The organism is Micromonospora sp. DSM 43699 (genome assembly GCF_055517075.1).
In genome coordinates, this window is the sequence record NZ_JBTMMT010000014.1 from 106,125 (window position 1) to 120,505 (window position 14,381).

Annotated in this window: 12 protein-coding genes; 10 read left to right on the forward strand and 2 right to left on the reverse strand. The window is 73.4% G+C overall.

What is annotated here, in order from left to right; genetic code table 11:
• Positions 1 to 89: 89 nt before the first annotated feature.
• From AC0AIB_RS10460 to topA, 3 genes are all read left to right on the forward strand, one after another.
• The gene (locus AC0AIB_RS10460; RefSeq protein WP_328340788.1) at positions 90 to 632 is read left to right on the forward strand and encodes a hypothetical protein; all 543 of its coding nucleotides are present in this window, start codon (positions 90 to 92) and stop codon (positions 630 to 632) included.
• Complete coding sequence (locus AC0AIB_RS10465) at positions 623 to 1,228, forward strand: hypothetical protein (RefSeq protein ID WP_465096494.1); 606 nt, start codon at positions 623 to 625, stop codon at positions 1,226 to 1,228. Before AC0AIB_RS10460 ends, AC0AIB_RS10465 begins: the two co-directional genes overlap by 10 nt.
• A gap of 343 nt (positions 1,229 to 1,571) precedes the next feature.
• Positions 1,572 to 4,424, forward strand: coding sequence for a type I DNA topoisomerase (gene topA, locus AC0AIB_RS10470; protein ID WP_465096495.1), 2,853 nt, complete (start codon positions 1,572 to 1,574; stop codon positions 4,422 to 4,424).
• Between the two features lie 98 nt (positions 4,425 to 4,522).
• Here topA and AC0AIB_RS10475 read toward each other — a convergent pair whose 3' ends face one another.
• Positions 4,523 to 5,830: a D-arabinono-1,4-lactone oxidase gene (locus AC0AIB_RS10475; protein ID WP_328340782.1), complete on the reverse strand. Its 1,308-nt coding sequence runs from the start codon at positions 5,828 to 5,830 to the stop codon at positions 4,523 to 4,525.
• Between the two features lie 225 nt (positions 5,831 to 6,055).
• Here AC0AIB_RS10475 and AC0AIB_RS10480 point away from each other — a divergent pair, with 225 nt between their 5' ends.
• A complete protein-coding gene (locus AC0AIB_RS10480) occupies positions 6,056 to 6,631 on the forward strand; it encodes a TetR/AcrR family transcriptional regulator (protein WP_328340780.1) in 576 nt (191 codons plus the stop codon).
• Positions 6,632 to 6,678: 47 nt separating this feature from the next.
• On the opposite strand, the gene AC0AIB_RS10485 is transcribed toward AC0AIB_RS10480, so the two are convergent.
• The gene (locus tag AC0AIB_RS10485) at positions 6,679 to 7,887 is read right to left on the reverse strand and encodes an amino acid deaminase/aldolase (protein ID WP_328340778.1); all 1,209 of its coding nucleotides are present in this window, start codon (positions 7,885 to 7,887) and stop codon (positions 6,679 to 6,681) included.
• Positions 7,888 to 8,179: 292 nt separating this feature from the next.
• Between AC0AIB_RS10485 and tmk the strand changes: the two genes are divergently transcribed.
• From tmk to AC0AIB_RS10515, 6 genes are all read left to right on the forward strand, one after another.
• The gene (gene tmk / locus AC0AIB_RS10490) at positions 8,180 to 10,279 is read left to right on the forward strand and encodes a dTMP kinase (protein WP_465096499.1); all 2,100 of its coding nucleotides are present in this window, start codon (positions 8,180 to 8,182) and stop codon (positions 10,277 to 10,279) included.
• Complete coding sequence (locus tag AC0AIB_RS10495) at positions 10,279 to 11,676, forward strand: DNA polymerase III subunit delta' (RefSeq protein WP_465096496.1); 1,398 nt, start codon at positions 10,279 to 10,281, stop codon at positions 11,674 to 11,676. Before tmk ends, AC0AIB_RS10495 begins: the two co-directional genes overlap by 1 nt.
• 108 nt (positions 11,677 to 11,784) lie before the next feature.
• The gene (locus tag AC0AIB_RS10500; RefSeq protein WP_328340774.1) at positions 11,785 to 12,114 is read left to right on the forward strand and encodes a YbaB/EbfC family nucleoid-associated protein; all 330 of its coding nucleotides are present in this window, start codon (positions 11,785 to 11,787) and stop codon (positions 12,112 to 12,114) included.
• A gap of 1 nt (position 12,115) precedes the next feature.
• Entirely contained in the window at positions 12,116 to 12,421 is a 306-nt protein-coding gene (locus AC0AIB_RS10505) for a hypothetical protein (RefSeq protein WP_328340772.1), read from the forward strand.
• Entirely contained in the window at positions 12,421 to 13,080 is a 660-nt protein-coding gene (locus AC0AIB_RS10510; protein ID WP_328340770.1) for a hypothetical protein, read from the forward strand. Before AC0AIB_RS10505 ends, AC0AIB_RS10510 begins: the two co-directional genes overlap by 1 nt.
• 81 nt (positions 13,081 to 13,161) lie before the next feature.
• Positions 13,162 to 14,031: a PSP1 domain-containing protein gene (locus AC0AIB_RS10515; RefSeq protein ID WP_465096497.1), complete on the forward strand. Its 870-nt coding sequence runs from the start codon at positions 13,162 to 13,164 to the stop codon at positions 14,029 to 14,031.
• The last annotated feature ends 350 nt before the right edge of the window (positions 14,032 to 14,381 follow it).

Sequence of the window (14,381 nt, forward strand, 5' to 3'; positions counted from 1 at the left end):
CCCGGCCGCCCCGGGGGCCCGCTGCGCCGGCCGGCCGGCGGGAAACCTGACCGCTGGCGCAATCACCCGGAGGCCGTACGCTGCATCGCATGCGTACGTGTCGGGCGAGTGCCGCCGGAAAGCTCACGGTGGTCCTCGCCACGTTCGTACTCGTCGTCGCCGGCTGCGGTGGGGGGCCCACCCCCCGGGCCTGGGCGGCCTCGGTCTGCGAGGCGCTCACCCCGTGGCGGGCCGAGATCAGCAAGCTCACCAGCAGCACCCACCAGCAGATGACCGCGCAGACCACCCCGGCGCAGGCGAAGGAGAACCTGGTGCGGCTCTTCGCCGGTGCCGAGCAGGCGAGCGAGACGGCCCGCCGCCGGATCGCCGACGCGGGCATCCCGGAGACCGACCACGGCGACGAGGTGTCGAAGGGTTTCCGCGCCTCCCTGGAGAAGATCAGGGACGCCTACGGGCGCGCCGGGGACACCATCGACGCCCTGGACACCGGGCAGGCCACCGCGTTCTACGACGGGGTCCAGGCCGCGGTGGACAAGCTCAACAAGGAGTACGACGCGAGCGCGCTGGACACCGGGCGGCTCAACTCGGAAGAGCTCAAACAGGCCTTCGACGAGGTCCCGGAGTGTCGCTGAGTCGTGCCGACCCGCCCGGAGAGCCGGTGCGCCAACTGTCGCTGTTCGGCACCGAGGCCGCCGATCCGTCCGTCGCCGACCTGGCCGGGCTGCTGGCCGGCCCGGCGGAGGTGCACCGGATGGGGCGTACCGCCAGGCTGTCCGTCGAGGTGGACGCGGCCTGGCGGGTGCACGTGCTCGTCGCCGAGCTGGCCCGCCGGGGGCTCGCGGCGGGCTGGGAGGCGACCGGCGAGCAGCGTTACGTCGTGCGTACCTCGTACCTGACCACCCTGGCCCCGCTGGCGACTGCCTGGCTGGCCGGCGGGGTCAAGCGCCCACCCGCCCACTTCCATCTCCACGGTCGGCGGCTGCGCCTCTGGCTGGCCGCTGCCGGCGCCGCCGACGACGCCGGCCTGCTGCTGCGCCTGGATCCCCGCGACGAGCCGTGGTGGCCGGTGGTGCGGGCGGCGCTCGCGGTGGTGGGCCTGCCGGCGGCGCTGCTGGAGGAGGCGGAGGCGGGCGGACCGGCGTACCGGATCGGCGTCCGGCGGCTGGCCCGGCTGGCCGAGCTGGTCGGCGACCGCCCACCGGCCGCCCCCGCCGACCTCTGGCCGTGACCCGGCCGGACCGTGACCGTGCGCGGGTCTACTGTCCGATCAAGGACAGTATCGCGGACGGTAGGGCTACCGTCTCACTCTGTGAACAGCGGGGTTCGCCCAGGTCGGGGGGCTGTCATCGTCACCGTGGCCCACTTCGGGCCCTACCCACGGTGTACGGTGGCGCCGTCCGGCCGCTGAGGCCCGTGCGGCGTCGGTGGTGCCGCCGCGCGAACGCTGTTTGCCGCCCCCGGGACCCGGAACCCGGACGGCGCGTTACGTTGGACATCCGGACCGACGATGGTCCGGCGGGCGCAACACGGCCCGAATCGGGCCCGGAGCAGGAGTGAGGTCGGGGAGAGACGTGCCGAGCAGAGCTGGAACCACCCGTCTGGTCATCGTCGAGTCACCGGCGAAGGCCAAGACGATCTCGGGCTACCTCGGCCCGGGGTACGTCGTGGAGGCCAGCTTCGGCCACGTCCGGGACCTCCCCCGCAACGCCGCCGACGTGCCGGCCAAGTACAAGGGCGAGCCGTGGGCCCGGCTCGGGGTGGACGTCGACAACGGCTTCCACGCCCTCTACGTGGTCTCTGCCGACCGCAGGCAACAGATCAACAAGCTGGTGAAGCTGGCCAAGGAGGTCGACGAGATCTTCCTGGCCACCGACGAGGACCGCGAGGGCGAGGCAATCGCCTGGCACCTGGTGGAGACCCTCAAGCCCAAGGTGCCGGTCAAGCGGATGGTCTTCCACGAGATCACCAAGCCGGCCATCCAGGCCGCGGTGGCCAACCCCCGGGAGATCGACAGGGATCTGGTCGACGCCCAGGAGGCCCGCCGCATCCTCGACCGGTTGTACGGCTACGAGGTCTCCCCGGTGCTGTGGAAGAAAGTCATGCCGAGGCTCTCGGCGGGCCGGGTGCAGTCCGTGGCGACCCGGATCGTGGTCGAGCGGGAACGCCAGCGGATGGCGTTCCGCACCGCGGAGTACTGGGACATCCTCGCCACCCTGGCGGTGGCGAAGCCGGGCGAGGGCCCACGCCACTTCAACGCCACCCTGGTCGCCCTGAACGGCGACCGGATCGCCACCGGCAAGGACTTCGAGCCGACCACCGGCAAGGTACGGCCCGGCGCGGGCGTGGTGCACCTCGACGAGAGCGGGGCCCGTGGGCTGGCGGCCCGGCTCGACGGGCGGCCGTTCACCGTCACCCGGGTCGAGGAGAAGCCCTACCGTCGTCGCCCGTACGCGCCGTTCATCACCTCCACCCTGCAGCAGGAGGCGGCCCGCAAGATGCGGTTCTCGTCGCAGCAGACGATGCGCACCGCGCAGCGGCTCTACGAGAACGGCTACATCACCTACATGCGTACCGACTCGGTGAACCTGTCGGAGACCGCCATCGCGGCGGCCCGCCGGCAGATCGTCGAGCTGTACGGCGAGCGCAGCGTGCCGCCGGAGCCGCGCCGCTACACCGGCAAGGTGAAGAACGCCCAGGAGGCGCACGAGGCGATCCGCCCGGCGGGGGACAACTTCCGCACCCCGGGCGACGTGGCCAAGGAGCTGTCCGGCGAGGAGTTCAAGCTCTACGAGCTGATCTGGCGGCGCACCATCGCCTCGCAGATGACCGACGCGGTCGGCTCCAGCGTCTCGGTGCGCATCCGGGCGGTCTCCGCCGCCCAGGAGGAGGCGGACTTCGGCGCCACCGGCAAGACCATCACCGACCCCGGCTTCCTGCGCGCGTACGTCGAGTCGTCCGACGACGAGAACGCCGAGGCGGAGGACGCCGAGCGGCGGCTGCCCACCCTGGTCAAGGACCAGCCGCTGACCGCCGACGAGCTGGCCGCGCAGGGCCACCACACCCAGCCGCCGTCCCGGTTCACCGAGGCGTCACTCGTCAAGTCGCTGGAGGAGCTGGGCATCGGCCGCCCGTCGACGTACGCGTCGATCATGCAGACGATCCAGGACCGCGGCTACGTGACCAAGCGCGGCCAGGCGATGATCCCGACGTTCCTGGCGTTCGCGGTGATCGGGCTGATGGAACGGCACTACCCGCGCCTGATCGACTACGACTTCACCGCCAGCATGGAAAACGAGCTGGACGAGATCGCCGGGGGCGACCACGCCGCCGTCGACTTCCTCACCGCGTTCTACTTCGGCAGCAGCAACGGCACCGGTGACCAGGCCATCGCCCACGCGGGCGGGCTGAAGAAGCTGGTCACCGAGGACATCAGCGAGATCGACGCGCGCAGCGTCAACTCGATCCCGCTGCACACCGACGACGAGGGGCGTGAGGTCGTCGTCCGGGTCGGCCGGTTCGGGCCGTACCTGCAGCGGTCGGTCCCCGGCGAGCAGCCGGCACCGAAGGTCGACGGCGAGGAGGGCGGCAGCCAGGGCGACCGGGCACCTATCCCGGAGGGGCTGGCCCCCGACGAGCTGACCCCGGAGAAGGTGCACGAGCTGTTCCTCGGCGGTGGCGGCGAGCGCAAGCTCGGCGACGACCCGGCCACCGGGGAACCGATCCTGCTCAAGTCCGGCCGGTTCGGCCCGTACGTCGCCAGCGGCGAGCGGAAGTCGTCCCTGCTGCGGACGCAGACGCCCGACTCGCTCACCCTCGACGAGGCGTTGAAGCTGCTCAGCCTGCCCCGGGTGCTCGGTGTTGCCCCGGACGGCGGCGAAGTGGTCGCCAACAACGGCCGCTACGGCCCGTACGTCAAGCGTGGTGACGAGTTCCGCTCGCTGGACTCGGAAGACAAGATGTTCACCGTCACCCTCGACGAGGCGCTGGCCCTGCTGGCCGCCCCGAAGACCCGCCAGCGTCGGGCCGCCGCGCCCCCGCTGCGCGAGATGGGCGTCGACCCGCTGACCGAGAAGCCACTGGTGATCAAGGACGGGCGGTTCGGGCCGTACGTCACCGACGGGGAGTTCAACGCGTCGCTGCGGCGCGGGCAGACCCCGGAGGAGCTGACCATCGCGCAGGCGTCCGAGATGCTGGCCGAGAAGCGGGCCAAGGGTCCCGCGCCGAAGAAGGCGGCGGCGAAGAAGACCGCAGCCAAGAAGGCCCCCGCCAAGAAGACGACGGCGACCAAGGCGACGGCGGCGAAGAAGACCGCCGCCGCGAAGTCCACGGTCGCCAAGAAGACCGCCACCGCCAAGGCCACCACGGCCAAGAAGGCCCCCGCCAAGAAGGCCACCCCCCGCAAGGCCACCACCGCCGCCGAGTAACCCACCCCCCCACCCACCCGGCAGGTCCGTCGGGATCTTGGTAGGAAACGGCCCCAGGAGGGCCACTTCCTGCCAAGCTCGCGGTGGTTGGGGGTGAGTTAGGGGCCGAGGATGTGGTCCAGGTGCGGGTTGGTGAGGACCCGGCCGGGGTCGAGGCGGGCGCGGAGGTCCTGGAAGTCGGCGAACCTCGGGTACGCGGTCGCCAGGGAGGCCGCGTCCCGGTAGTGCAGCTTTCCCCAGTGGGGGCGGCCACCGAGCCCGGCGGCGACCTCCTCGAAGGCCCGGAAGTACGGTTCGTGTGGCATGCCGACGTACTGGTGCACGGCGAGGTAGGCCGAGTCGCGTCCGTAGCCGTGGGACAGCCAGATGTCGTCGGCGGCGGTGAACCGCACCTCGACCGGGAAGAGCACCTTGAACGGCAGCCGGTCGACGATGCGCCGCAGCTCCGCCAGCGCCTGCGGCAGGGCGGCGCGCGGGATGCCGTACTCCATCTCCACGAAGCGGACCCGGCGCGGGGTGCAGAAGACGGTGTCGGAGCGCCCGGTGTAGGTGCGCTCGGTGAGCGCCCGGGCGGACACCGCGCTGATGGCGGGGGCCAGCGCCGGCACGGCGCGGCCCAGCCGGCAGGCCCCGGCGAAGACCGTGTTGGCGAGGAAGTCGTCGTCCAGCCAGCCCCGCCAGCGGGGCAGCGGCCGGTCGTCGGCCGGCACCCGGTCGTTGGTCTTGACCTGAACCCGGTCGGTGTACGGGAACCAGTAGAACTCGACGTGGTCGTGTCGGCCGACGAGTCCGGGCAGGTCGCCCAGCACCTCGTCCAGCGGGGCGGGCCGTTCGTGCGCGCGCAGGGTGAAGGCGTCCACGCAGCGCAGCGTGACGTCCACCAGCACCCCGAGCGCCCCCAGCCCGACCCGGGCGGCGGCGAAGATCTCCGGGTGCTCCCGGGCCGAGCAGTGCAGCACCTCACCGGTGCCGGTGACCATGGTGAGCGCCTCGACGAAGGTGGACAGGCAGCCGTACGCGGCGCCGGTGCCGTGGGTGCCTGTGGAGATCGCCCCGGCGATGGTCTGCGCGTCGATGTCGCCCAGGTTGGGCATGGCCAGGCCGTGCCCGGCGAGCAGCGCGTTGAGCGCCCGCAGGGTCGTCCCGGCGGGCACGGTGACCAGCCGGGCGTCGCGGTCCACCCGGACCTCGGTCCGCAGCGCGGACAACTCCATCCGCCGCCCGTCCGACAGGGCGATGGGGGTGAACGAGTGGCCGCTGCCGACCACCCGGATCCGCTCACCCGCGCCCGCCACGTCCAGGACCGCCTCGGCTATGTCCTCGACGGTGGTAGGGCGCAGGATGGCGGTGGCGACGCTGTGCTGGTTGCCGGCCCAGTTGGACCAAGCGGTGGCGGTACCGGCCATCGGCGCTCCTCGACATGAATGTGAACTGCCTTCATATCAGGAACGTTGTGCCTGGTAAATACCGCAATCGAGGTCCGCTCGTTGTACCGGTAGTCACGGCCTCGTGACATGTGGATATGTTCTTTCGTCGAAGGGGGGTGGCGCCGAGTGTCCACACCAGCCGCCACGACCGGACCGCTGCGCCGCGTTCCGGTGCAGGGTCGAAGTGTCGCGCGCGTCCAACGGATGTTGGACGCCTGTGCCGAGCTCGTCGACGAGGTGGGCTACGAGGGGTTGACCACCACGCTGCTCGCCGAGCGGGCCGAGGTGGCGATCGGGTCGGTCTACCAGTTCTTCCCGGACAAACGGGCGATCGTGCAGGCGTTGACCCTGCGCACCATGGAGTCCTACCTCCAGCGCCTCGACGAGCGGTTCGCCTCGGACGACCTGACCCACTGGTGGGACGGTGTCGACGCCGGGATCGACGAGTACATCTCCATGCACCGCACCGTCCCGGGCTTCCGGACCCTGCACTTCGGCGACGTGGTCGACCTGCACCTGCTCGACGAGCAGCGGGACAACAACGGCGTGATCGCCGACCAGTTGGCCCGGGTGCTCACCGAACGGTTCGGCATGATCGACGAGCCGCGCCTACGGTTCTGCCTGGAGATCGCCGTCGAGGCCGCCGACGCCCTGATCAAGCTGGCGTTCCGCCGCAAGCCGGAGGGCGACGAGCGGGTCCTCGCCGAGGCCAAGGCGCTCATCCGCGAATACCTGCACCGGCACGTCGAGGCCCCGGCCGGGCCCGTCGCCCAGCCTTAGGCCGCGCCCAGCCCTGAGCCGCGCCCGGCCCTGGGCGTGGGACGCCGTCAGAGGAAGGCGCGGCCCTCGCCCCGGTAGGTGGGCACCGTGGCGACGACCGTGTCGCCGTCGACCAGGTGCAGTTCGTTGACCCGTTCGCAGAGTTCGCCGGCCTTGGCGTGCCGGAACCACACCCGGTCGCCGATCCGCAGGTCCGCTGCGGCGGCACCGGTGAGCGGGGTCTGCACCTCGCCCGCGCCCTCGCTGCCGACCAGTGCCAACCCGGCCGGCAGCCAGGGTCGGGGCAGCCGGCTCTTCGCCGCCGGGCCGGAGGCGATCCAGCCGCCGCCGAGCACCGTCGCGATCTGCGGGGTCGGCCGGCGGACCACCGCGCAGGCGAAGAACGCCGCCGGGGCCGGCCGCCAGGCCCGGTACGCGTCGAACAGCGTCGGCCCGTACAGGCCCGAGCCGGCGGTGACCTCGGTGACTGAGGGGTCGGCGCTGGTGGCGGCCACGCTGCCGGTGCCGCCGCCGTTGACGAACTCCAGGTCGGCGTGTTCGCGGACGGCGGTGACCGCCGCCCCCCGGCGGGCCAGCAGTTCCCGGTACGACCCGCGCTGGGCGATCCGGATCGCGGCGCTGAGCACGGCCTGTCCGGGCGGGGCGTCCCCGAGACCGGCGATCTGTGCCTCGTACGACATCAGACCGACCAGCCGGAAGCCGGCCCGACGGCCGACGGCGGCGGCCAGCGCGCCGGCGGCCCGGGCACTGTGCACCGGCGAGCGGCGCACCCCGACGTGCACCCGCCCGCGCAGGGGTCGCCAGGAGGCGTCCAGGTCGAGGCAGACCCGCAGCTCGGGGCGGCGGCCCGGGGGGCACACCGTGTCGATCAGGTCCAGTTGCCCGGTGCTGTCGATCATGAGGGTGACCGCCGCGGCGAGCTGCGGGTCGGCGGCCAGCTCGGCGAGCGCTCCCCGATCGGCGGTCGGGTACGCCACCAGCGCGTCGTCGGTCGCGCCGGAGCGGACCAGCCAGTTCGCCTCGGCCAGGGTGAAGGCCATCACACCGGCCCAGCCGGGCTGCCCGAGTGCCCGGGTGAGCAGCTCGCGCGCCCGGATGGACTTGCTGGCGGCGCGGACCGGTTTGCCGGCGCTACGGGCGGCCAGCGCGGCGGCGTTGGCGTCGTAGGCGGTGAGGTCCACCACGGCGTAGGGCGGGTCGAGGTGGGCGGTCGCCTTGTCGAGGCGTTCGCGCAGGGTGTCGCTGTCGATGACCACGAATGCACGCTAACTGTCGGGACGGCAATGCGAAATACCCTCACGTCCTACCGGGCTGCGGTCGGTGGTGTTCGCGGCCTAGGCTCGGCGAGCAGGAGAATGTCGCCGGTGGGGAGGCTCCCACCGGGTCTAGAGTGTTCCACCGGGACTGCCCAGTGTTGGGCCGGCACGTGGAGGTACGGCCATCGAAAGCCAGCAGAACGGCGAGTCGTCCGGCGCGTCGTCGTCCGGGACACCGCCCGGCGGCGTGACCGCCCAGACCGACCGGTCCGGTGCGGCGGCGATCCGCTCGGTGCTGCGCATCCGGCCGTTCCGACGGCTCTGGATCGTGCTCGGCGCGGCGTCCTTCGGCGACTGGCTGGGCCTGCTCGCCACCTCGGTCTTCGCCGCCGCCCAGGTGTCCGGCAGCACCGCACAGGGTGCGGTGTTCGGTGGGGTGATCGCGATCCGGCTGCTCCCGGCGCTGGTGCTGGGGCCGGTGGCCGGCGTGCTCGCCGACCGCTTCGACAGGCGCTGGACGATGGTCATCTGCGACCTGCTCCGGTTCCTGCTCTTCGCCTCGATCCCGCTTGTCGCGCTGCTCGGCGTCCGCGGCGGAGTGGTGGTCACCTGGGCGGCGATCGCCACCTTCCTGATCGAGTCGATCACCCTGCTCTGGATTCCGGCCAAGGAGGCCGCGGTCCCCAACCTCATCCCGCGCGCCCGGCTGGAGACGGCCAACCAGCTCACCCTGATCACCACGTACGGCCTGACCCCGGTCGCCGCCGCGATCGGCCTGGCGGTGCTGGACCGCAGCGTGCGCGGGGTCACCGGCGGGGAGATGCCCGGCTGGGCCGAGCCGGCGCAGCTCGCCCTCTGGTTCAACGCCCTCTCCCGGCTGGCCACCGCGCTGGTGGTGGCCTTCGGCATCAAGGAGATCAGCCAGGCCCAGGCCCGGGAGCGGGGTGAGCGCGCCGAGCAGGGCATGTTCAGCCAGTTCACCGAGGGCTGGAAGTTCATCGGCCAGACCCCGCTGGTCCGGGGCCTGGTGCTGGGCATCTTCGGCGCGTTCGCCGGTGGCGGCATCGTGATCGGCACCGCCAAGTTCTTCGCCGCCTCCCTGGGCGCCGGTGACGCCGCCTTCTACATGCTGTTCGGCGCGATCTTCATCGGCCTGGCGATCGGCATCGGGCTCGGGCCGATGATCGTCCGGGACATGTCCCGCCGCCGCTGGTTCGGCATGAGCATCGTGCTGGCCAGCGCCTCCGTGCTGGTGCTGGCCTTCGCCATCCACCTGTCGATGGCCATCCTCGGCGCGATCATGGTGGGCGCGGGCGCCGGGATGGCCTTCCTCGCCGGCACCACGCTGCTCGGTGGCGAGGTCGCCGACGAGGTGCGCGGCCGGGTCTTCGCCGTGGTGCAGATCGGCACCCGGCTGGTGCTGATCCTGGCCATCGCGCTGAGCAGCCTGCTGGTCGGGGTCGGCGGCTCGCGCCAGCTCACCATCGCCGACCTCGGCATCTCGGTCTCCTCCACCCGCCTGCTGCTGCTCGCCGCCGGTCTGGCCGGCATCTTCGCCGGGATCAGCGCGTTCGGTCAGATGGACGACAAGAAGGGCGTGCCGGTCCTGGCCGACCTGTGGGGTTCGATGCGGGGCCGGCCACTGCTGCCGGCCGAGCCGTTCGTCTCCAACGGGCTCTTCGTGGTCTTCGAGGGCGGCGAGGGGGCCGGCAAGTCCACCCAGTTGGAGGCGCTCGCCGCCCGCCTGCGCGCGCAGGCCCGGGACGTGGTGGTGACCCGTGAACCGGGTGCCACAGTGGTGGGGGAGCGGATCCGTGCCCTGGTGCTTGAGGATTCCGCCGACGCGCCGTCCCCGCGCGCCGAGGCGCTGCTGTACGCCGCCGACCGGGCCCACCACGTCGCCACCGTGGTCCGCCCCGCCCTGATCCGGGGCGCGGTGGTGATCAGCGACCGGTACGTCGACTCGTCCCTGGCCTACCAGGGCGCCGGCCGTACGCTGCCGGTCGAGGAGGTCTCCTGGCTCTCCTCGTGGGCCACCGGCGGGCTCAAGCCCGACCTGGTGGTGCTGCTCGACGTCGACCCGCGTACCGGCCTGTCCCGGGTGGCCGCCCGCAACCAGGGGGCCGACCGGCTGGAGGCCGAATCCGTCGCCTTCCACGAGCGGGTCCGTTACGCCTTCCTCGACCTCGCGGCCAACGACCCGAAGCGCTACCTGGTGCTCGACGCCGCCCGACCGGTCGAGGAGATCGCCGGCCTGGTCGGCCGCCGGGTCGAGGAGGTCCTGGTGGACCCGGCCGGCATCGTGCACCCCCGCCCGGCGCACGGGCCGGACACCTCGGTCCAGCCCGAGTTATCCGACACGGAGCTGGTGGGCGTGGAGCACCGCACCTGATGCCGGACGTCTTCGCCGACCTGGTCGGGCAGACCGACGCGGTCGACACGCTGCGCCGGGCCGCCGCGTCGGCCGCCGCCGTGTTCCGCGCCGCCCACCTCCCAGCCGCCGACACCGCCGCCGACCAGGAGTACGACGACCTGGACGCGCTGGCCGCCGCCGACGCCGTTGTTCCCGCCGCCTCCGGCGGTGCCCCGGCAGCCGCCCCCGGCGTGGTCGAGGGCTCTGCCGCCCCGGACGCGACGGCCGGCCCGGACGCGACGGCCGGCCCGGACGCGACGGCCGCCCCGGACGCGACGGCCGTCGACCCGACGGCCGGGATGACCCACGCCTGGATCTTCACCGGCCCACCCGGCTCCGGTCGTTCGGTGGCCGCCCGTGCCTTCGCCGCCGCCCTCCAGTGCGTGCACGGCACCGGCTGCGGGGCCTGCCCCGGTTGCCACACCACGCTCACCGGCACCCACGCCGACGTCCGGCTGGTGGCCCCCGAGGGGCTCTCCATCGGCGTCGGCGAGATGCGCGCCCTGGTGCTCCGGGCGGCCAGCACCCCGTCCGGCGGACGCTGGCAGGTGGTGATCATCGAGGATGCCGACCGGCTCACCGAGGCGGCCGGCAACGCGCTGCTCAAGGCCGTCGAGGAGCCACCGCCCCGGACGGTCTTCCTGCTCTGCGCCCCGTCCACCCACCCGGAGGACATCTCGGTGACGATCCGGTCGCGGTGTCGGGTCGTACCGCTGCGGCAGCCCTCGGCGGCGGCGGTCGCCGAGGTGCTGGTCCGGCGGGACGGTGTCGCGCCCGACGTGGCGCAGTGGGTGGCCGCCGCCGCGCAGGGACACGTCGGGCGGGCCCGGCGGCTGGCCCGCGACCCGGAGGCGCGCCAGCGTCGGGACGCGGTGCTGGCGGTGCCGCGCCGGCTGACCGGGGTGGGCACCGCGCTGGACGCGGCGTCGGCGCTGATCGCGGAGGCCGAGGCGGAGGCCGAGGCGTCGGTGTCGGAGACCGATGCGGCCGAGCGGGCCGCGTTGCAGACCGCGCTGGGCGCGGGCGGCACCGGCCGGGGCGCGGCGGGCGCGACCCGCGGCTCCGCCGGCCAGCTCAAGGAGCTGGAGAAGCGGCAGAAGTCCCGGGCCACCCGGGCACAGCGGGACGCCCTGGACCGGGCCCTGGTGGACCTGGCCGGGTTCTACCGGGACGCGCTCACCTCGGCGTGGCGCGCGCCGGTCGCCCCGGTGCACACCGACACCGCCGCGCTGGCCGAGGCGGGCGGGCAGAAGTGGGCCCCCGAGGGCGCGCTGCGTCGGCTGGAGGCGGTGCTGGCGTGTCGGGCGGCGATCGAGGCGAACGTCAAACCGCGCATCGCCGTGGAGGCGATGATGCTCTCCCTCTGGCGGGGCTGACGCCCGTTTCCGCCCATCGACACGCGTTGACGGCGTGCGGTACGGTCCCGAGGGGGCCGCGGTGATCGTGGTGGTACGCAGGGTGAGGTCGACCTGGGGGGAGATCGGATGCCGCGCGGCGAGATCGACGAGGCGTGGATCGAGGAGGCGGTGCGGCGGTACCGCCGGATCGAATCCCTCCAGGCCGAGTTCGACCGGGCGGTCGACACCGTCGAGGTGACCGTCCGCTCGCCCGACGGGCTGGTCGAGGTGGTGGTGACCGCCGGCGGCCGGATCACCGACGTGCGCTTCCTCGGCCCGCTGCACAACCGGCACCCACGGGACGTCGCCGGTTCGGTGCAGGCCGCCGTCACGGCCGCCGCCGATGCCGCCCAGTGGGCCCGGGAGAAACTGCACAACGAGACCTTCACCGCCTACCGTCCGCTCGCGGGGGCCTGAGGTGGACGCCCTGCGCGCCCTCGCCGACCGCCTCGACGAGGCCAGCGCCACCCTCGCCACCCTGTCCCGGACGGTCACCGTCAGTGATCCGCCGCACCCGGCGTTCGGCGCGCACTCCGCCGGCCGTCCCGGCGAGGTCGGCCGCGCCCTGCATCGGCAGTGGGCCACCGCCACCGACGGGCGGTCCCGCGAGGCGGGTGCCGCCGCCGCCCGGCTGGCCGCCGCCGCGTCGGCCGTCCGCAGCGCCGCCGACCGCTACGCCACCACCGACGACGACGCCCGCCGCCGGTTGGCCGGGGAGGCGTGATGGACCCGCTGGACCGGCTCGCCGAGCCCGGCCTCGACCTGCTCGCCCGGGTCGACACGCTGCTCGCCGCAGGTGCCCCCGAGGCGCATCCGGTCTGGCCGCTGCTGCGCCGGATGCAACTGCTGCCGGGCGAGGCCCTGCGCGCCTTCCTCGACCTGCATCCCGCGCCGCTGGCGACCGCCGGGCACGCCGTGCGCCGCCTCGTCCGGGGGTACGACGACGCCTGCGCCGCCCTCACCGACCCGGGCGTCTGGTCCGGTCCGGCCGGGGCGTCCTACGACGAGGCCCGCACCGCCCTGCTGCGCCATCTGGACGAGGGGCCGGAGAGCCTGGTCGGCAGGTTGGAGTCGACAGCCGGTTACGCCGACGCGCTGGCCGACTGGGTGGAGGGCAGCCGGCTGGCGGTGGCCCGGGTGCTGGCCGAGGTGCTCGGCTCCACCGAGGCGGTCCGGGTCCGGGCGGCGACCGCCCCCGGTGCCGGGCCCGCCGCCGGGGCCGGTGCGGCGGCCGAGATCGCCACCCGGGTGCTCTCGGTGCTCGGCGTGGCCTACGACGGGGCGGAGACGCTGCTGCGCCAGTGGTCGCCCAGTCTGGCCGAGTCGACCTGGCGGTCGACGGGCGGTCCGTCGTACCACGGTGGCCCGTTGCGGATCGGCTGACCGTGACCCGCTCCGGCTCCCGGCGGGGTGCCCGGCGGCAGCGTCCGGCCGGGTTCCGTCGATCCGTCGTAGGCTGAAGGCATGGGCATGCTCTGCGCGGTCAGCTTCAACCGGTACGGGCGGCTCTACTACCTCGACCCGGGGGAGTTCCGTCCGCAGGTCGGCGACCGGGTGCTCGTCCCCACCGACGACGGTCCCGAGGTGGCGGAGTGCGTCTGGGCCGCCCAGTGGGTCACCGAGGAGACCGCCGGCTTCCCGAAGCTGGCCGGGCTGGCCGACGACGACGACCTGCGCCGCGACGAGCTGCTGCGGCGGCGCAAGGCCGAGGCGAAGGTGGCCGCGAAGCGGCTGATCCGGGAGCACGGCCTGCCGATGAAGGTGGTGGCGGTCGACCATGTCCTCGCCGCCGCCGAAGGCACCGGGGACCGGACGACCGTCTACTTCACCGCCCCGCACCGGGTGGACTTCCGCTCCCTGGTCCGGGACCTGGGCGCGACCCTGCACTGCCGGGTGGAGCTGCGACAGCTCTCCGCCCGGGACTCGGCCCGGGTGCAGGGCGGCATCGGCTCCTGCGGCCGGGACCTGTGCTGCGCCACCTTCCTCAACGACTTCGAGCCGGTGACCATCCGGATGGCCAAGGACCAGGACCTCCCGCTGAACCCGCTGCGGATCTCCGGGGCCTGCGGCCGGCTGATGTGCTGCCTGAAGTACGAGCACCCGCTCTATGCCGAAGCCGGCACCTCCTACCCGAGCCCGGGCCAGCGGGTCGAGACCGCGGATGGCCAGGCCAAGGTGGTGTCCCGGCACCCGCCGAGCGAAACCGTCGTCGTCCGCCAGCTCACCGGGGGCGAGACCAAGCGGTGCTCCCTGTCCGAGGTGTGCGGCTCCCGCCAGGCATACGAGGAGAGGCCCCACCCCGCAGAGCCGAGCCTCTCCCCTCGGGCGGAGTAGTGCTCAGGTGGGCAGGCTGCGCGTGCGGCGTGGCTTCGTCCAGGCGATGAACCGATCGAACAGCTCGGCCGGGCGCACCGAGGTGCCGGCCTGGCTGCGCGCCAATCGCCCTGACCTGGCCCCGTGACGACAGAAGGGCCCGGCCCCCACTCGGGGAGGCCGGCCCCTGCTCATCGCTCGGCAGACCGGACGGGCCCTGCTCGCGCACTCCTCGTCGACGCTGGTTCCGTGCCCTGAAAAGCATGATCCACTCCCTACGAGCCTCGCCCACCCGTCCCGCCCAGTTGACCAAGAGGTTCAGGTCAGGAAAGTCGTCCCCGATGACGCAAACTTCTTGATCAACCTCTGGG